Origin of the sequence: Pedobacter yulinensis (assembly GCF_003029735.1) — a bacterium.
Taxonomy (GTDB): domain Bacteria; phylum Bacteroidota; class Bacteroidia; order Sphingobacteriales; family Sphingobacteriaceae; genus Pedobacter; species Pedobacter yulinensis.
Genome location: NZ_KZ686268.1, coordinates 1,376,471 through 1,395,405 on the forward strand (window position 1 = coordinate 1,376,471; position 18,935 = coordinate 1,395,405).

General features: G+C 50.6%; 15 protein-coding genes. 7 read left to right on the forward strand and 8 right to left on the reverse strand.

Translation table 11 applies throughout. The annotated features are described in order from the left end of the window. Positions 1-232 precede the first annotated feature (232 nt). On the reverse strand, positions 233-844 hold the full coding sequence (locus C7T94_RS06105; protein ID WP_204353216.1) for an NAD(P)H-dependent oxidoreductase: 612 nt from the start codon (positions 842-844) through the stop codon (positions 233-235). A 133-nt stretch (positions 845-977) separates the two neighbouring features. Between C7T94_RS06105 and C7T94_RS06110 the strand changes: the two genes are divergently transcribed. From C7T94_RS06110 to C7T94_RS06120, 3 genes are all read left to right on the forward strand, one after another. Continuing rightward, positions 978-1,277: a winged helix-turn-helix transcriptional regulator gene (locus C7T94_RS06110; protein WP_204353217.1), complete on the forward strand. Its 300-nt coding sequence runs from the start codon at positions 978-980 to the stop codon at positions 1,275-1,277. A 309-nt stretch (positions 1,278-1,586) separates the two neighbouring features. After that, complete coding sequence (locus C7T94_RS06115; protein ID WP_107214389.1) at positions 1,587-2,162, forward strand: NADPH-dependent FMN reductase; 576 nt, start codon at positions 1,587-1,589, stop codon at positions 2,160-2,162. Further along, complete coding sequence (locus C7T94_RS06120; protein ID WP_107214390.1) at positions 2,140-2,388, forward strand: putative antibiotic biosynthesis monooxygenase; 249 nt, start codon at positions 2,140-2,142, stop codon at positions 2,386-2,388. Before C7T94_RS06115 ends, C7T94_RS06120 begins: the two co-directional genes overlap by 23 nt. An 81-nt stretch (positions 2,389-2,469) precedes the next feature. On the opposite strand, the gene C7T94_RS06125 is transcribed toward C7T94_RS06120, so the two are convergent. The 6 genes from C7T94_RS06125 to C7T94_RS06150 form a co-directional block, all read right to left on the reverse strand. Then, positions 2,470-3,426, reverse strand: a complete 957-nt coding sequence (locus C7T94_RS06125; protein ID WP_107214391.1) for a phosphatidylinositol-specific phospholipase C — start codon at positions 3,424-3,426, stop codon at positions 2,470-2,472. Between the two features lie 45 nt (positions 3,427-3,471). Beyond that, a complete protein-coding gene (locus C7T94_RS06130; RefSeq protein ID WP_239494938.1) occupies positions 3,472-5,325 on the reverse strand; it encodes an alkaline phosphatase in 1,854 nt (617 codons plus the stop codon). Continuing rightward, complete coding sequence (locus tag C7T94_RS06135) at positions 5,319-6,836, reverse strand: RagB/SusD family nutrient uptake outer membrane protein (protein WP_107214392.1); 1,518 nt, start codon at positions 6,834-6,836, stop codon at positions 5,319-5,321. Before C7T94_RS06135 ends, C7T94_RS06130 begins: the two co-directional genes overlap by 7 nt. Positions 6,837-6,847: 11 nt before the next feature. Next, positions 6,848-10,195 carry a SusC/RagA family TonB-linked outer membrane protein gene (locus C7T94_RS06140; RefSeq protein WP_239494939.1) on the reverse strand — a complete coding sequence of 1,116 codons (3,348 nt, stop codon included), beginning with the start codon at positions 10,193-10,195 and terminating at the stop codon, positions 6,848-6,850. 67 nt (positions 10,196-10,262) lie between these two features. Then, entirely contained in the window at positions 10,263-11,201 is a 939-nt protein-coding gene (locus tag C7T94_RS06145; RefSeq protein ID WP_107214394.1) for a FecR family protein, read from the reverse strand. 68 nt (positions 11,202-11,269) lie between these two features. Next, positions 11,270-11,827: a sigma-70 family RNA polymerase sigma factor gene (locus C7T94_RS06150; RefSeq protein ID WP_107214395.1), complete on the reverse strand. Its 558-nt coding sequence runs from the start codon at positions 11,825-11,827 to the stop codon at positions 11,270-11,272. Between the two features lie 393 nt (positions 11,828-12,220). Between C7T94_RS06150 and C7T94_RS06155 the strand changes: the two genes are divergently transcribed. The 3 genes from C7T94_RS06155 (at position 12,221) to C7T94_RS06165 (ending at position 14,429) form a co-directional block, all read left to right on the forward strand. After that, complete coding sequence (locus C7T94_RS06155) at positions 12,221-13,036, forward strand: helix-turn-helix domain-containing protein (RefSeq protein WP_107214396.1); 816 nt, start codon at positions 12,221-12,223, stop codon at positions 13,034-13,036. Between the two features lie 65 nt (positions 13,037-13,101). Further along, positions 13,102-13,935 carry a Rossmann-fold NAD(P)-binding domain-containing protein gene (locus C7T94_RS06160; protein ID WP_204353218.1) on the forward strand — a complete coding sequence of 278 codons (834 nt, stop codon included), beginning with the start codon at positions 13,102-13,104 and terminating at the stop codon, positions 13,933-13,935. Beyond that, positions 13,908-14,429, forward strand: coding sequence for an anthrone oxygenase family protein (locus C7T94_RS06165; protein WP_204353219.1), 522 nt, complete (start codon positions 13,908-13,910; stop codon positions 14,427-14,429). The genes C7T94_RS06160 and C7T94_RS06165 overlap by 28 nt, the downstream gene beginning before the upstream one ends. A 108-nt stretch (positions 14,430-14,537) precedes the next feature. On the opposite strand, the gene C7T94_RS06170 is transcribed toward C7T94_RS06165, so the two are convergent. Next, positions 14,538-15,197: a dihydrofolate reductase family protein gene (locus tag C7T94_RS06170; RefSeq protein ID WP_107214397.1), complete on the reverse strand. Its 660-nt coding sequence runs from the start codon at positions 15,195-15,197 to the stop codon at positions 14,538-14,540. Positions 15,198-15,652: 455 nt separating this feature from the next. On the opposite strand from C7T94_RS06170, the gene C7T94_RS06175 reads away from it, so the two are divergent. Then, complete coding sequence (locus C7T94_RS06175; protein ID WP_107214707.1) at positions 15,653-18,928, forward strand: SusC/RagA family TonB-linked outer membrane protein; 3,276 nt, start codon at positions 15,653-15,655, stop codon at positions 18,926-18,928. The last annotated feature ends 7 nt before the right edge of the window (positions 18,929-18,935 follow it).

Sequence of the window (18,935 nt, forward strand, 5' to 3'; positions counted from 1 at the left end):
ACATATATTACAATCTTCGTCAATCCATGTCTGGAAGTGCCACTTTGAGATTGCTGGAAGAACTGGCTGGTATGACGGAAATACCAGAGGTGACAACCGGGCTACTGATTTTTCATTCAAAGTATCTAAAAGCCCTGAAGATCATAACGGTTTTCAGGGCTTTTTTATTTGTCCTCCCTGCCCGGTATAAATCGAATCTCCAGGAGCGTTCACTTGTTGCGCTTGCGGTTACCTAAATGGACCGGACAACCTCGTCCATTTCAAAACGTGATTTCGGGAAAGCCGCCGGATGCATCGGATCACCTGGATCTGCGAAACCCACCGTGACGGCAAACAAAGGGGAATAGCCGTCCTGCGCCAATAGCTGCCTATAGGCTTCGAGGTCAATGCCCTCCATTGGTGTAGCATCCAATCCCATACTGATGCAGGCACTCAGGAAATAGCCCAATGAAAGATAGACCTGGTGCGCCATCCATGATTTAACCGCTGCCTCCCCATTGGCCCTGATCATTGGTTCATAGAACCCCGTGACCCAATCCTTGGGGAGAACGGCAATATTGCGGCGCTCGAAATGCTCCACATCATCCATCACGCTGAACACCACCAAAAGATCCACATCGTTAATCGACTGTTCGTTCGCATAAGACTTTGCGGCCAATTGCTTCTTCAACACGCGATCAGTGACAAATGTAAAACTCCAAGGTTGGCTGTTGATCGAAGAAGGACTTAGCCGTAAGATCTCTTTCATTGAGGCGATCACCTCTGGCGAGAGCATTTTGGTCGTGTCATACTTCTTAGTCGCATACCTCTTTTTTGCAAGGCCTAAAAAATTCATATCTGTCATTATCATTTAAACTATATTTTTTATTGTAGCAAACCTAAGTATAGCCCATTATCTTTGCAATAACGGCCAAAATTGATAGTAACAGATGTACAGTATAGACAACAAGGCGTATCCCTGTGCGACCAGCCTGACAATGAGATACATAGGTGGTAAATGGAAAGCGGTGATCCTGATCCACCTGATCGAAAAAAAAAGGTACAGCGAGCTGAGAAAAGAGTGCAAGGTAATCACCGAGCGGACATTGAGCCTTCAGCTAAAGGAAATGGAAGAGGACGGGCTGATTACCAGAACCGTTCATACAGCTAAGCCCCCGCTAAAAGTCGACTATGAACTGACCGATTTTGGCAGAACGCTGATCCCCTTGCTCCAATCCATCGCCGAATGGGGAACACAAACCGCCCAAAGTAACCAGAGAATAAAGGTTCTCCGATAGGCATCGATCTGGTCGCAAGCTGTGCTAACGCATTGCTCAGATCGCAGGAAGGGGCCAAGGCCGAATTCTGGTACAGCCGCGGTTCACCATAATCTTGGCTAATTTTAAAGAAAAGAACTTACGCTATCATTGCCGCTCGAGCCAGCTTACAGCGCATCCTTTTTAGACAGGATCAGTTTAAAGCCATTCGCACCTGTTGAAGTGGTGTTTATAGACGCAGCCTGTCAGTCGTAAAAGTTATGTGTAATAAGAGGAGGTTGGTCACGTTCGGTCGCCGTCAATTGTCTTGTGTATATAAATCTTAAACTTATGTACCAAGACATCAAAAACAAAGGAAGAATACTCTTCTTCTCAGGCAGCAACCACTCCGTATCAATTAACCAGATGGTCGTTGCTTATCTGGCCCAAATGATAGGCGGGGATCTCGCAGAAACGCTTCAACTTAAACGTTTTCCGGCACCGCTTTACGCACAGGAAGATGAACAAGCTAAAGGTATACCGGAGACAATAAGTGAGTTAATCAATCTTCTTGATCAATTTGACAGCTTTGTCATTGCTGTCCCGGAAAACAACGGCTCGGTAACGGCCTTTTTTAAGAATACGCTCGACTGGCTTTCACGGGCGCGGAAGAGCTACCGCGTGTTTCAGGATAAAAAAATATTCTTAATAGCCGTATCTCCCGGAAATGGTGGCCATTCGGCGATCAGGCATGCGGGGGATATACTTAAAAGATTGGGCGCAACAATTTTAGGGGAGCGGAACGTTCGCAATTTTGACGCCTCGCAATTTAATGCCGGCATCGAGGAATCCAGTCTTCATTCAGAGCTGCAAGAGCTGGCCTATTCAGTCGGTTGTCATTTTAATGGAAAAAACACTGATCGCTGAAATGAAAACATCAACTACGAATGGCAGGCACAAAAGGGTCTTGTTGCAATGGCTTGCCATTTATCCAGTCATTACACTGATCCTGCTGCTGTTAGACGAGCACCTTAGACCGTTCACTTTGCCAGTTCGCACTTTAATTCTCACCGTACTGGTTGTCCCGATTATGGGTTATGTCGTCATGCCGGTTTATGCAAAATTTTCCGTGCCTGGTTCCACTAATTGGTAGGGCAGGTAACAAAGTCTTCCGGTACGCGTCAAGAAAAAGGCCGCCCCGAGGGACGGCCCGCTCAACCCGGCAAGGTGTAAATTAGAAATTGGTGTTTACGATCAGTTGGCTGCGTTCAGCTGTTATGAAATCCAGGGGAATGATACCAAATTTTCCTTTGGTGTTGCTGGTGAAGAAGGTGCTGATCTTGGGATTAATGAAGTTTGAAACGGTATTGATATTCGGAATTCCGAAAATACCAGGTTTGTACCCGCTGCCATAGTTCAGATAAAGTCTGTTGGATGCGTCGTTCCTGGCTTCGTTGAACAACGTTTCCACACGTGTCCATTTGCTGTTCAGGTCATCTACCTTGTAATAGTCCTGAATCTTAAGGTTTGCATTTGAGTTGCTGATGTCGAACGTGGTATTGTCTGCCCAATTCGTTGCATCAATGCCTTTTGGACTTCCGGTCCCGAACCTGCGCAGCAGCTTGATTTTGCCACGAATCGTCCCAAGTGCAGGCACGGTTACGCCCAGATCCCATTTGCTCGCATTTTGTTGTACGTAACTGTCAAAGGTTTGTTCAAACGTACGCGTATTGTTCGATGGCGTATGCTCTTCTTTTACACTCATGATGATGGTTTCGGTCGGGTTGCTGTTCAGAAAACTGATGCATGCATTCAGGACGTCATTGAAGTTCAGATTTTGGTAGATCGCACCGTGGTGTATGGCGAACGCATTGTCGATATGCCGGCACCGGATGTCGAGGTAGCGTACACCCGCATTCAGCTGGGCACCAATGCTTAAGGTCTGGCACTTGGCCGTTCCGCTAACGGGCTCCTGAGTTGCGCCCGAGTCATGCGTTCCGGGAATGGACAAGCCGGCTATGCTTAACGAGTTTGGCAGTCCGCCCATCCAGTTGTTAAGGGAAACTGCAGTGGTTGCTGCAGTGAGTTGTTTGTTGGTCCCGGTCGGCTGCTGTTCGACAGGGCTGTTTTTCTTACATGCTGCAAACAGCATTACGCAGAGGACAATTAGGGGAGATTTTAAGTTTTTCATTTTTTTAGGGTTTATTTTGGTTGATGCCGGGCTATTTCAAGTTACTTATTTCAAAAGCAGGGCTTTCAGAATTTTATGGAATATTTGGTAATTTGGGTAAGTACCGGTAAATGCAGAAGAGCCGGCCCCGTAAGCAAATACAGGGACCATAATATTGGTGTGATCGTTCGTGCTGAAGGCACCCCTGATCATCCCTTTACTGGGGTTCGTATCAAGCAGGGAGAGTCCGCCGGTTTCATGATCAGCTGTTACAATAACGAGCGTTTCCTGATCGAGGTCTGCAAAGCGCAATGCCGCTTCCACCGCCAGGTCAAAATCATGGAGCTCGGTTATAAGGAAAGGCAGGTCATTGGCATGGCCACCGTGATCGATCTGGGCGCCTTCGGCCATAATAAAAAAACCTTTTTCGTTCTTGTTCAGCAAGGCGATCGTTTTCAGGAGCGCCTGCCGCAGCATATCTTTGCGGCCTTTCAGCACGGGTCGTGTAGCGCTGTCGGGAAGCAGCACAAGTTGTCTTGTTCCGGGATACGGACTCATTTTATTTATCGCATCAACCAGGTCGAATTCTTTTTTGCGCAGTGCTGCTGGCAGATTGGAATTTAAGCCCGTCTGAAAGCTTTTTTGGTTTGAGCCGATCAGGATATGTGCGTTGCTGTTCACCAGATCAGCAGCGATGGCCTGGCTCATGGAGCGTTCGGGCTGATGGGCATAAAAACCGGCCGGGGTGGCATCGGTGATATCGCCGGTGCTGATGATTCCGCTTTTCAGCCCCCATCCCGCGAGGGTGTCTACGAGATTGGTATTAGGTTTCCTGGCAGGATCAACGCCGATGAAGCGGTTATTGGTCTTTGCGCCTGTGGCAAGTGCCGTTGCGCCAGCTGCCGAGTCCGTATTTCCTGCATCGGCAGCGCTGGTTTGGGCAAAGCCAATGTTGGGGATTTGAAGGATATTCAGTGCCCCGTGGTTGGCCATCGCCGCAGCGTGAATCTGCGCCAGCCCCATGCCATCTCCGATCAATAAGATCACGTTTTTCGGGGCTTTCGCTGACCTTCCGGCATCCCCCGCAGGGGTATAGACCGGGTACGGGGCAGGCCGGGTGTAGGTTTGCTTCGCAGCGTTTGCGTAAAACTGTTGCAAGCCGGCCGGCTGGTCAGTATTGATCCAGTCGGCGCCGAGGCGTTCCAGTACGATCCAGGTGTTCGGACTGTCTTGCGTTGCCCAAAAGCGAAAGGGCTTTTGTTGTTCATGTGCCTTTGAAATGACGGCACGCAGTTTCGCCTCATCTTCGCCGGTCGGGTTTCCCTTTCCATTCCAGACCGTATAGGATTTTAAGTCATCACTGATCATGGCAACACGCTGCAGCTGGGCAGGTGTATAGTCCAGGGAGGGCCTGCCATCAAAAAACAGCAGTTCGGCAAATGTATGGAACGCGGCGGGTGGAGGCATGTTGCCGCTAATTACAATCCGGATGGCGTTGGGATTCCTGGAAGCGTTAAAGGTATCTCCGAACGCATTCAGCTCGCTGATCAGTACGGGAAGTACCTCGCGATAATCCTGCTTCAGGTCGATGACGAGCTGCAGTTTTTCGCCCGGACGCGGATACGCTTTGTTGTTGTTTGCCTTGTATATCTCGGCCAGCGGACTAAGGTACAGTTGTTTTAAAGTCCTGGAAGGCTCGATTTCGCTGGCCTCATGGGCTACAAACAGTTGACCGCCGCGATGAAAGATGTCGGCTTCGATCGAACCCATGCCTGCATTGTAAGCTGTTTTAAGCGGCATTGCCTGTTTGTAGTCGTTGTGACTATGCCCGTGGTTTGCCGTTAAAGCAACCTGCCCGAAGACGGGTTGCCAGGTCAGCAGGGCACCGCCAAGCAGCAGGGCGAAAATATTTTTTACCATCCTGGATTTTGTTTGATTACGCCTGCACCGTTGTCTATTTCTTTCTGTGGCACGGCCCAAACATCGTGTACATTGGGGTCAAATGCCCTGGCTGGCCAGATTACGTTGTCGCGTGAATCATGCAGTGGTTTTGCGTAAACAGCCTGTGCATCGCCCCACCTGACCAGGTCGCGGTGACGATCGGCCCACTCTCCGGCAAGCTCATTTCTCCGTTCTCTTTTCAGATCCGCGATGGTCATGCCTGATTTCGGCTGAAGTTTGGCGCGCTGTCTGATTTTGTTCAGTTCGGCATCGCCGGCTCCTGCCCCTGAGCGCTGTATTGCCGCTTCTGCTTTGATCAGCAGTACCTCTGCAAAGCGCATCAACGGTACGTTAAGGTCGGTTGTGCCATTATCACCATTTGGGTTTACATGGGCAGGGATTGGATTTGCCCAGGAAAACGGCTCCATATATTTCCTGAACTGGTAGTCTGAGGTGGCACCCGCATCTTTCGTAAAGCTGCGCTCCTGACCAAAGAACATAAATTTGTCGCCGGGTTTCAGTATGGTTGCTTCACGGCGCTGATCGCCTGCTTCGAAAGAATCATAGAGCTCCTTTGTCGGGAGGTAATAACCCCAGCCGTTGTACACTCCCCAGCCTTTGTTGGTAAGCATGACTCCCGGAAGTTTACTTCCCCAGCCGGTTCCGCCGCCGTTCGGCGTACATACCACCGACCAGATGTATTCCTTAGACCAGTTGTTTGCCGCCTTGAAGACATCTGTAAAGTTATCCAGCAACTGGTGCTGCCCGGAATTGATAACCATGTCTGCGTATTTCACAGCATTGGCGTAATCTTTTTTGTAGAGATAGACTTTTGAAAGATATGCCCAGGCAGCTGTTTTATGCGCTTTGCCATAGTCTGCAGCCTTCATCTCGGAAAAGTTGGGAAGGTTCTCAGCCGCTTTCAGAAAGAGAGAGATGATGTAGTCGTAGTTTTCATTCACATCCTTTGCGCGGGGCACGGGCACCGCGGGGTCGGCATCTGGCGTAACGATGGGCACGCCGGCTTTTTGATTGCCATAATTTGCGGCAAGCTGAAAATAGACAAGGCCAGCGTTAAAGTAAGCGTCGCCGATGATGTGCTTCTTAAGGCCGTCTTCCATGGAAATCCCCGGCACATGGCTGATGATGTCATTGGCGCGTTTAATCACCGCGTAACGCAGGCTCCACTGGCTTTCGGTGTATCCGCCGCCGATGTAATTTTTGTTGAAATTTTTGATGTTATCGCCTTCAGGTTTGTTCCGGCCAGTAACCATATCATCGCTTGCATTAATGAACCAGAACATGCCGCGGCCATAAAAATTCTCATCATTGTAGTTTTCATACATACCGGCTTCTGCTTTTAATGCGTCTTCCTTCGTTTTCCAGAAATTTCCTGCAGATGGCGAACCTTCCGGTGCAATATCAAGTTGTTTGGTGCATGCCCCAAGCGTTAGGAGTGCGCATGCAAGATATTTTATGTTGGTTTTCATGTGTTTGAGAGTTAAAGGGTTAAACTGAGTCCAAAAATGAAACTGCGGGCTTGGGGATACCGGCCCACGTCAAGCCCGTTGTTGTCCATGCCGATTTCGGGGTCGAACCCTGAGTAATTTGTAAACGTGAACAGGTTGTTGGCGGTCGCGTAGATTCTTAAAGGGCCGGTTTTAAGCCTGGTCATTAGAGACTTGGGTAATGTGTAGCCAAGCGTTACGTTTCTCAGGCGCAGATAAGCCCCGTCTTCGATGTAAAAGTCTGACGCGTTGAAGTTTCCATTCGCGTCTGACGTTGAAATGATTGGAACGCTCCCGCCCGGATTTTGGGGAGACCAGGCGTCCAGGATGCCTGACAACTTGTTGTAAGAAGGGCCGCTGGCGCTGTAGGTAGTTCTCTTTACTGCGTTGAACAGTTCATTTCCCTGAACACCCTGCAAGAAGATGTTAAAATCGAAGCTTCTGTATTCGGCATTGAAGCTCAGTCCGTAAGAGAAGTCCGGGTAGGCGCTGCCGGCGTAGTAGCGGTCGCGCCCATCAATGGTTCCATTGTCGTCAAGATCTGCGAAGCGGAAGTCGCCCGGTTTCGCATTCGGTTGGATTTTTTTTCCTGTCGAGTTTACATGACCGTTTACCTCGGCCTGGTTCTGGAATATGCCCTGAGTTTTTAAAACGTAGTAGCTGTATAGTGGCTGGCCTACACTGATCATCAAAGGCGCAAGTTCATTGCGGAAGTTTGTTCCGACAGCGATGTTCTGCATTCCGGGCGCAAGCGCTTCCACTTTGTTGCTCAGTTTGGTGAGCGTGGCATTGAATCCATAAGTAAAGGCGCGGTCTTTAGGGCTGGTGTAATTGATTCCCAGTTCGATACCACGGTCTTTTACCAGGCCTGCATTGATGGTTTGTGTACCCAGCCCGGCAGTACCTGGAAGTGTGCGGGTAAGGATCATTTTATTGGTCTCCTTAATAAAATAATCTGCAATGACGTTCAGTCTGCCGAAGAGACCGATATCGAGCCCAATGTTTGTCTGCTTCGACTCGGCCCAGGTAAGGTCACGGTTAGCCAGAACGGTTTGTACGTAACCGGTTTGAAGCGCCGGGCTTTGACCGAAATAACTTTGCGTGGCCACGAGCAGCGGGTTGACGGCCGAAGGAGAGAGGCTTCCGAGGTTACCCAGTATCCCATAACTTCCACGCAGTTTCAATTCACTTAACCAGGTCTGATCGGCAAGAAAACTTTCCTTATTGATGGCCCAGCCGGCAGAAACTGATCCGTAATTTCTGAACCTGTTCTCTTTGGTCAGCATGGATGATCCATCACGGCGACCAATGAGCGACAGTAAATATCTCTCCTTGTAATTGTAGTTTGCACGAAGAAATAAAGAAGAAAGTGCTTTTGCATCGAAGTAACTCGACGATGGCTGGATAATGGTGGCGTTTACCAGATACCGGTACTGCGGCGACTCGTCGTCGAACCCGGACCCTGAAGCAACAATGCCATTGCTTTTGGTTTGCTGGAACGTGTAACCGCCGGTAACATCGAGTCTATGGTCGCCTATCGCAGTATTGTAATTCAACACCTGTTCTGCAAGGATGTCATTTGACTGATCGGCGCGCTCGACGAGGCTGTTGCTCAGCACAGGTTTGCCAACCTCAGGACGTTTCGGGGCGAAACTTTTGTACTGTGAGGCATTCCGCGTAAAACTAAAGTTAGACCTGAAAGTCAGACCTGGTGCAAGTTTCAGTGTCGCATACGGATTGACTACGAGTGCGTGGACCGGGTTGTTGAAGTCGATACGCATGAGTTCTGCTACCGGGTTCACAATGTCCCCATAGTCGCCGGCATACTGACCGCCGGGCAAACCGGCAAAACTTCCGTCGGCATTGTAAGGCGTGCCATTGGTTGGGTAATAAATGGCCGACAGCAGGGCCCCTGTATAGTCACTGCTGGTGTTGGCGCCATTGCCGTTTGTATTGCTGTAGGCCAGATTTTCACCTATTTTTAACCAGGGCGTAACTTCATGTTCCGTATTGATTCTGAAATTGTACCGCTCGGTTCGTGTATTCAACAAGATGCCTTCGGCTGTGCGGTAATTAAAGCTGAGATAGTAGGTTGATTTCTCGCTTCCCCCATTAATGGCTGCATTATAGTCCTGAAGCAGGCCTGTTCTGAACACTTCGTCCATCCAGTTTGTGCGTGTGGTCTGCCCGTCGGGGAATTTGGTAGGGTCGAAGGCCGGGAGTAAAGCGGTACCGCCATTTTGAGCGGCTGTTGCAGCAACAGTTGCGCGCTCCTGTGCATTCAGGGGATCAAGGGTTTTCCAGACAGATTGCTGGCCTACCTTCGCATCGAACATGACTTGCATTTTGCCGCGCTTCCCTTTTTTAGTTGTTACAAGTACAACACCGCCAGATGCCCGGGCGCCGTAGATGGCCGCTGCTGCATCCTTTAAAACGGAAATAGACTCGATGTCATTAGGATTCAGTTGCGGTGTGCCGGGATAGATGGAACCGTCTACAACGTAAAGTACACTTTCTCCATTGATGCCGCCCAATCCGCGGATATTCACGCGTGGTGATGAGGTAGGGTCGCCGCCTTCGTTTGTAACGATGACACCTGGTGATTTGCCGGCCAGAACTTCGCCCACGCTGTTTAAAGAGCGGGAAGACAGCCTGTCAAGTGAAACCTGTCCGACAGCACCTGTCAAACTTTCTTTCTTCTGTGTTCCGTAACCTACAACGACTACGTCGGCAAGGTTGGACTGTTCCATGCTCAGCGAAACGTTTATAGTTTCACTCGTTCCTACACGGACTTCGCGGGTTTTGTAACCCACCATTGAAAACGACAGCACGGCGTTGTCATTTGCTTCGATGCGGTAATTTCCGTTCGCGTCAGTGATGGTGCCACTTTGTGTGCCTACCACCTTAACAGATACACCCGGCATCGCAACGCCGGTGGTATCGGTTACGTTCCCGGTAATGATTCTGTCGGCCTTTACGCGGGTAGTCGGCTCCAAAATGACGTGAAGGCCCTTTTCAGTTGCGTTCAGACCTAATTTGTCAAGCAAGGAACGCACTGGCTCCTGCCTGAACTCTGCATTCATGAGCGCACTTTTTCCCAGCAGCAGGTCGGGATTATAAACAAATCGGAAGCCCGTACGCTGTTCTACTTCTGAGATGATTTCCAGGAGCTTCCGGCCCTTGTTGATCCGGATACTGATGGTGCTTCTGTCAAGTTTTTGAGCCATCGATTTCGATGCGAACAAAGAGCTGCAGAAGAGGCAGAGGACGGCGAAAGTTAATGTCGGGTACTTCATGGCCCGGTAGAGTGCAGGTGTCCTCCTGACTGAGGTTGTTTTCATTGTTGTTTGTTTTTTCTTGGATAATAATGAGCGGATATTTCTTTGGTGTCCCGGTTTCGTGCCCGGGTTAAGGGTAGATTTCGAATGAAGCAGGATCCGATCCCGTTTTGAAACTGATGTGATGCAGGCGGCACAAGATATCAAGGATGTCTTCCGGCGCCTGGGCACTGCTGAAGTTCGCCGTACATTTGAGTTGGGAAAGCCTGGTGTCGGCTAAAGTTATCCGAATATTATAGGCATACTCGAGTTCACGTAGTACATTGCCTAGTGACGACGCCGAAAAAGACAACATGATGCTGCGTACTTCGCGAAGCTGCACCACGGTGGCCCTTTCGGTTTTATGGTCGTAACTTAACCGCTGGCCGCGCGTGAGTATCCCGATTAACCGGCCGTTTTTTCGCACCGCGACCTTTCCCGTGCTGACTTCCACCTGTGCAGCACCGTCGTTTGCATGGTTGCGAACAGTAAACGATGTGCCTAATACTTTGATGCTAAGCCCTGAACCCGCATCAACAATAAAAGGGCGCTGTTCGTCATGCTTGACATTAAAAAATGCTTCGCCCTGGCTCAATCTTATTCGCCTGATCTTTTTGGTGCTCGCTGCGTAGTCGATCCTGCCCCTGGTTCCCAGCTCAACCTGCGTCCCGTCAGCAAGTCGCAATGTGTCCGGCTGTTCATTTTGTGTTCTCCTTGCGGCTGTCATGAGGCTTTGACTTGAAGGCTGCAGAAACTGGTAGGCGCCAAAAACAGCACTTCCGATAAGTAAGGCTGCAGCTGCGCGCAACCACCAGCGTCCGGCCAATCTTGGTTTTGACGTTCCCTTTGTCATGGCTTGCTGCAGACTCACGAACACCTGTTGTCGTATGGCCTGCTTTTGGTCTATGGACGGGCCCGGCTTATCTGTTTCCAGTTGTCTGAACCACTGCTCCACATGACTGGCTTCGGCCGGCGTCGCTTCACCGCTCAGGTATTTCCTGAGCAATTCTTTGGCTTGGTTTTCGGTCATTTGTAAACATGTCAGCTCAAATGACCAGAAGTACCAATCAGTTCTGTTAAGAAACTATGAAGATTGTGTTAACGAACGAAAAGCGCCAGGAAAACAACATACGACAGGTTTTGCCGAAGAATTTTCATGGAAGCCGTGATTTGATTTTTTATGGTTTGGACCGATACGTCAAGTTCGGAGGCAATTTCATTGATGCTTTTTTCTTCTTTTCTCCGCATGGTCATTACGAGTCGCATTCTTTCCGGAAGTAAGGCCAATGCGGCGTCCAGTTCGCGGTTGAGTTCGGTTAGGCGAAGACGGGAGTCGGCCTGCAAGGCTGAGTGCTCGTCAGCGAGAAGCGCAAAGGCAGACTGATGGCTTTCGCGCAAGGCCGAGGAACGAAAATAATTGATAACCCGGTATTTGACCGCACCATATAAATAGGCGTCCAGACTTCCGTCCACATGAAGCTTATCACGTTTCTCCCATAAAGAAATGAAAATTTCCTGTGTGATGTCTTGCGCCGCCGCTTCGTCGCCGGTCTTAAAAAAAGCAGCGTCGAAAACTTTTTCCCAATGAAGCGCATAAATGTCATTCATAGCCTGTCGGCTATCATTCTTCAGTGCATGAAGGAGAAGTTGGGTCATCAGCCGGTGCCAAGTAAAAGACAGTGCAAACTTAGATAGGCTATATTGCAGCTATATTAAGCCTCGGTAAACTTTGGAGGCTATTTCGGGATCTGGTGTAATTCATCGAAATCAGCACCATATCTGCCCGGTGCTCTTGCTCTGTTTGCGCGATACAGCTCCAGCCTGGACAGGCAATGAGCCGAATAAAATTGTTAGTTGGCTCATGGCTTATAATTGGCAACAAGAAAACTGGCCTGATGTTACTTCACTGTTTAGCCTTAACATCAGATGCCCGGCATTTTGCAGAACAACTCGTTTTTTTTCTTGAAGTCCTTTTGCTGCTGAAACGAAAAAATATTAGTTCTTTTACATGGGGGAAATACGTGCTCAACTTTGCAGAAACCACATACGATGGAAAAAACTGTTCAGGCCTCTGCCAGGTCAATGGTCGTGAGCCAGCGCCAACCCGACGAGTCCAATTCACTTTTTGTAAAGAATATTTTCGTTTTCCGGCAGGATGCCGGTGCCGGGATCACCACCCTTCCTTTTTTTGCCGACGGTTATCCCGGGCTGGTTTTTCACACCACGCCCGGCGGACAGTGGGTGCAGCCACAGAACAAACAAATGCCGGCAGCCTATTTATATGGGCAAACGCTGCATCCCATTGAACTGCGCATGGAAGGTGCCTTTTCGATCATTGCCTTTCAGTTGTACCCCTTTGTGCTGAAAAGTTTTTTTGGCGTAGATCCAGCCAGCCTGAATAACGCCTGTTTCAACCTGCAGGAGTTTCCCGGCTGGAAAACGGTCGAACCGGACTTATCGGCAACCGGCAATACAGATGAGCACATCAGCCTCATCATGGCATTTTTGCATCGCCTTTTCGGCTCAAAACGCGAACAGCTCGACCAGGCCGTAATGCGGGCGCTTCAGATCATCCTGGATCGCCAGGCCCAGGTTGCTGTAAGCGAGCTCAGCGAACGTGTGCACCTGACGGTGCGTACCTTTGAAAGGAAGTTCCTGAAAGAAACCGGGATCAGCGCCAAAGATTTTATGCAGATCATCCGGTTTTCCAAATCGCTCGAGCAGCTTACCAGGCGCGGTTACCAGAAACTGACAGATGTCGTTTATGCCAATGGTTATTCGGATCAGTCCCATTTTATCCGCGTCTTCAAGGCCTTTACCGGACAAACGCCCAAAAATTTTGCAAGGTCGCTCGACCGGCCCTGATTGTCGCGTTCATTCTATTCCCGCCTGTTCCCGTCCTGTAGTTTTGAATTATAAAACTTAAAGATATGAACAACAAGATTTTAGTGCTTGGAAGCACCGGAAAAACAGGCAGTCGCGTTTACAACCTTTTGAAAGCCGGCGGCCATACTGCGGTTCCCGCATCAAGAAATAGCGACATTCCGTTTGACTGGTACGAGCGCAGCACCTGGGCCGCCAGCCTGGAGGGGATACACAGCGTATACATCACATTTCAGCCCGACCTTTCCATACCCCAGGCCCTGCCGCTTGTCACAGACTTTGTCAATGAGGCGAAAGCGGCCGGAGTAAGCAAACTTGTGCTCCTCTCAGGCCGGGGTGAGCCCGAATGTGTGGCTTGCGAAAACGTGATCATCAATTCGGGGCTCGATTATACCATGCTGCGTTGCAGTTTCTTTATGCAAAACTTCAGCGAAGGTTTCTGGGCAGAAGGCATTGCCGCCGGCGAACTGGTCATCCCCGTTGTACACGCCAAAGAGCCATTTATTGATACAGACGACATTGCCGCCGTGGCGGTAGCCGCCCTGACCAGCGAGAGCCACAACGGGAAAATTTATGAACTGACCGGCCCAGAGCTGCTGGATTTCAGTCAGACTGTGATGAAGATCGCCGCCGGCTCCGGTCACCGCGTTAGCCTGCAACAGGTTAGCATGGACAGTTATGTCGATGCATTGAAAAACCTGATCCCCGACGACTACATAGCCCTGATCCGTTACCTGTTCGAGGAAGTGCTCGATGGACGAAACGAGTCGGTTACGACAGATGTGGAAAGGGTACTTGGCAGGCCCGCAACAACGTTCGATGCGTTTGTCAGCAAAGCTGCCCGCAACAAGGCGTGGACATCAAATCTGCAGACAGCATGAGCCTGAGCCAGGCATTGTATGCCATCTCCACCATACTGACCGGCCTGGTGGCCGGTCTGTTTTATGGTTACCAGTGCTCGGTGATCGGCGGGCTGGGTAACCTCGGGAACCGCGAATACCTGCTGGCATTTAAAAGCATTAACGCCGCTATTCTGAACCCGGTGTTTTTTCTCAGTTTTATCGGAAGTCTCCTGGTCCTGATCGCAACAACTTTTGTGGCTTACAGGAACCAGAGCCCCGGTTTGCTGCCCTACCTTTGCATGTCGACCGCCATTTATGCGATCGCTGTGTTCGGGATTACGGCTGCGTGCAACGTACCGCTGAACGAGCAGGTGGCCGCGTTCGATGTGCAAGGCGCGAGCGAGGCTGAGGTCGCGAAGCTCAGGCTGGCGTTCGAGGCAACCTGGAACAAATGGCACCTGCTGCGAACCATCGCCTCTGTTGCCGCTTTTATTACCTTGGTGCTCCCGCTTGTTAAACGCATCCAGGTCTGACTATCCCGGCTAGCGGTTCAAATTCAGCAGCATGCTTTTTTACCGCATTGAACATCGAAAAACGGAAAGGCTGGCAGGTCAGCCTTCCCGTTCCGGTTAAAGGGCTGCTCAGCCCCCGGTTTTCCATTTCTCGCGCCGCTCCAGTTCAGCCTGGCTGGGTTCAAGCGGTACGTACGAACCGGGATGTACATCGCCGCCGGGCAAATAGGTGGCCATGATTACCCCGGTTGTCGAAATTTTGGCATCGGCAAGCGTCCACTCCTGTACGGGCGTACCTTCGGCAAACAGCCTTTTTCCTTTACCGAGTGTCAAAGGGTTGGTCCAGATGTGCAGGACATCCACAAGCTGGTTTGCAAATAGAGTCTGAACCAGCCTGCTGCTGCCATGTACCAGCAGGTCGGGCCCGTCTTCTTCTTTCAATGCTTTCAGCGCATCCACCACCTTGCTGCCGATCAGGGTTGAGTTTTTCCAGGACAGCGTCTCAAGCGTGGTCGAGACCACATATTTGTTGGTGCGGTTGAATTTTCTTGCGATCTCGTCGTCGAGGTAAGGCCAGTGCGCTGCAAATATCTCGTAGGTTCGGCGTCCCAGCAGGAGATCGAATGGCTCAGACATAATTTTGGCTATCGCCTGGCCGGAAATGGCGTCGGCATAGGTAAATTGCCAGCCTCCCCATTCAAATCCGCCAGTCCGGTCTTCGTCCGGGCCGCCTGGTGACTGTAATACGCCATCCATCGTCATAAACGTGGTAACAATAATCTTTCTCATGGGACATAGTTTTTGTTGTTCCAAACCTACGGCATATCAATGGCCATGACCGGTTAGCTTTGCGACAGGAAAAAGGTGCTTTGCGACAATTTGAAGCGGCCTGGCAGCAGCCTCAAAGTCTTCCGGATCCGGCATGCTGTCAGCGGTAACGGGGTTCATTTGAACCTGACCCGGTCAAAACGGGTTTTCAATATCTACATGCCCTGGCCGTTTGGTTGGTTATCAACTTTAAGGAATTGTTAAGGCGAGATAACAAAATCGTTTCGAAAAATGCAGCGTTCGGGGTCCCGGGCAAGGCGCATTTAAGGAAATATTTGATCTTCAGAGTCTTGTCGTGTAAAGTTTCAACAACTTTCAAAATGTTTATCAAGCGTTCATTTAATCTGCTCTTAACACAGGCGTTATCTATAAAAGTCACCTTTGCGGCATTCAAACTAGCATTTAAATACGCACAGATGAAGAGAATTTTACCTGAAACAGCAGGAAGACACAAGCTCCGGCTATTTGCGAAAGCCCGTACTGCTTTTGTGATCGGACTGCTTGCTTTTACACAAGTGAACCCCCTGCTGGCGGCGATCTCCGCCACGCCGCTGCCGGTACAGGCGCAGCAAACCGTAACGGTCAGAGGGCGGGTCGTCGACGACGCCGACAACACCGGTATTCCCGGGGTAACCATTATGGATGCCAATAAGAAAGTGTATGGTGCGACCAATAATGATGGCGATTTTGCTGTAATTGTTCCCCAGGGCACCACACTTACGTTCAACATGCTGGGTTATACCAGCCTGAGCAGGCTGGCCAGAGAAAATGCGAGCGGCCTGAGCATCCGGTTAAAGGCATCCAGCAACACGCTCAGCGATGTGGTGGTTACGGCACTTGGCATTAAACGCGAAGAAAGGTCACTTGGTTATGCCGCAAACAAGCTCGATAGCAATGAATTCACCAATGCGGTGGCCAGCAACTGGACCGATGCCCTTTCAGGTAAGGTTGCGGGATTAAATCTTGTACGCAACAGTGGCCCGGCCGGTTCGAACAAGATCATTCTGCGCGGCGAGAACAACCTGACCGGCGATAACGAAGCGCTGATCGTCATTGACGGCGTCGTTGCCAGCAGCAGTGCCAGGCGCAGCGCGGCAACCGGTGGCGGTGTTTACGGTACCTCGGGCGATATCATGCCGGCCGATTTTGGCAGCGGCCTGAATGACCTGAACCCGGATGATATCGACAATGTAACGGTACTGAAAGGCCCGGCAGCCTCTGCGCTTTACGGACAACGCGGTGCGAACGGCGCCATTATCATCACCACCAAGTCTGCAAAGCTGAACAAGAAAAAACTCGGCATCACTTTCACTTCAAACAGCACCTGGGAGGAGGTAAACCGCGGCCCGGAACGCCAGCAGGAATATGGCGCAGGGGTGTATGGCAATTCTTACTTTTCATATGGTACCAGCCCTGACGGGCCAAGCACAAACGCCACAAGTTCTACCTGGGGCCCACCGTTCTCGCTCGGCAGCATGTTTTACCAGTTCGACCCGGCTACCAAAGCCAGGGGCGTAGACCGAACGCCATGGATGGCCTACGAAGATCCGGTTAATGCTTTTTTTGTAACCGGTTACGAGTCTGCCAACTCAGTGAGCCTGGACGGAACCTATAAAAAAGTCGGCCTGCGTTTATCGGCAAGCCATGGTGAAAACGAATGGATCGTCCCAAATACCGGACTAGAGCGTACCAATGTGGCGCTCAACGTAAACACAAACCTGACAAAAAAATTATCGGTCAACCTTAAAGCCCAATACAGCAACAGAAATAGCGATAACCTGCCTGCAACCGGTTACGGCAATCAATCGCTTATGTACTGGTTTATGTTTGCGCAGCCCAATGTCAATGTAGATTGGTACCGCGATTACTGGGTTCCCGGCCGTGAGTTCCAGCAATTTGTGAACATTACCACGACGAACCCGGAAAGCCCCTATGCCATCTCTGAGCAGTACCTGAATGGTCAGCGCAGAAACGGCTGGCTCGGAAATGCATCGGCAACATATAAATTTAGCAAAGAACTGAGCCTCATGCTTCGGGCAACCATGGACCTGAACAAGGACATCCGCGAGACCAGGCGCCCGTGGGATGCCTCAGGAAACAAGTTTGCACAGGGCTCATTTCGGGTAGCAAACATTCGCTCGTACGAAATCAATGCCGATTTCATGCTGCGCTACGACAAGAAGATCAACAAAAACCTCCGTGTTAACGCCAGTGTGGGCGGCAGCCAGATGCGCAACAGCTACAACCGGCTCGAAACGCGCGCCGATGGCCTGATTGTGCCCAACCTATATAGCCTGGACAACAACCGCAGTCCGTTGATCTACGCGCCGGATACTGCACGTTACCGCATCAACAGTTTTTATGCAACGGCCTCTTTTGATTACCGGAACCTGCTTTACCTGGATCTGACCGCAAGGCAGGACTGGAACAGTACCCTGGCTACCATTACCAGGACCGACAACGTCGGCTTTTTTTACCCTTCGGCAAGTCTGGCCTTTATTGCGTCAGATCTCTGGAAGCTGCCAAAGGCAATCAATTATGCCAAACTGCGGGCTTCTATTGCACAGGTAGGCAGCGGCAGTACCGTTCCGTACAGAACTGAATACAATTACTTGTGGGCTGCAGACGGCATTTATCCCGACGGCGCCCTGAACAATACGCGCATCTTGCCAAACCCGAACCTGAAGCCGCTCATCACCACGACTGTAGAATTGGGCCTGGACCTGAAACTTTTCAAGGACCGCTTAACGTTCGACCTGGCTGCTTATGCAGGAAACACCAAAAACCAGATTCTGAACAGGATCGTGGATAAATCTACCGGTTACAATGTCCAGGTCGTGAACATAGGCCGGGTAGACAACAAAGGCCTCGAACTGGCTGTCAATGGCACACCTGTGAAGACCCGTTCGTTCAGCTGGACCGTGTTCGGAACCTTTACAGCCAACAGAAATAAGATCAAAGAACTTGCCGACAGTTCGCTCGTGCTCAGAACCGGTGCCCTGGGCAGCGGACAGGTCGTGGCAAATGTTGGCGGCAGTATGGGCGATATGTATGGCCGCGGTTACCTGCGGGCGCCTGATGGCCAGATCGTTTACAACCCGACCACAGGCGTTGCACTCGAAAACCCTGAATTGATTTACCTGGGTAACACACTGCCTGATTTCAGGTTCAGCATGGGCACAGGATTCAGCTACAAGCAGTTCAGCCTGAATGCGTTGTTCGATGCACAGCTAGGTGCAGTAGGCCACTCGCTTACCTTCTCGAGAATGGCATCGCTGGGCAAACACGTCGTCACCCTTCCCGGTCGTTACAACGGTGTGATCGGCGATGGTGTTGTGCAGAACGCTGACGGAACATACCGCAAGAATGACGTGATCGCCACGGATATTGCCGCATATTATGAGTCCATTTACGGCAGCGGGCAGGCAGAAGGAAGCGTGTTCAGAACCGACTACCTCAAATTCAGGGAGGCCAGTTTTACGTATGCCTTCAACAAGCGTTTCCTGACCCGGATCGGCTTCAATAAAATGACGCTCGGCGTGTATGGGCGTAACCTCTTTATCTGGTCGCCGTGGCCGGCATTTGATCCCGAATTCGGAACCCTGGCCGGCTCTGACATCACACAAGGTTTTGAAACGGGGCAGCTGCCATCAACCCGGACATACGGTGTACGCCTGGTCGTTGGCCTTTAATTTATAG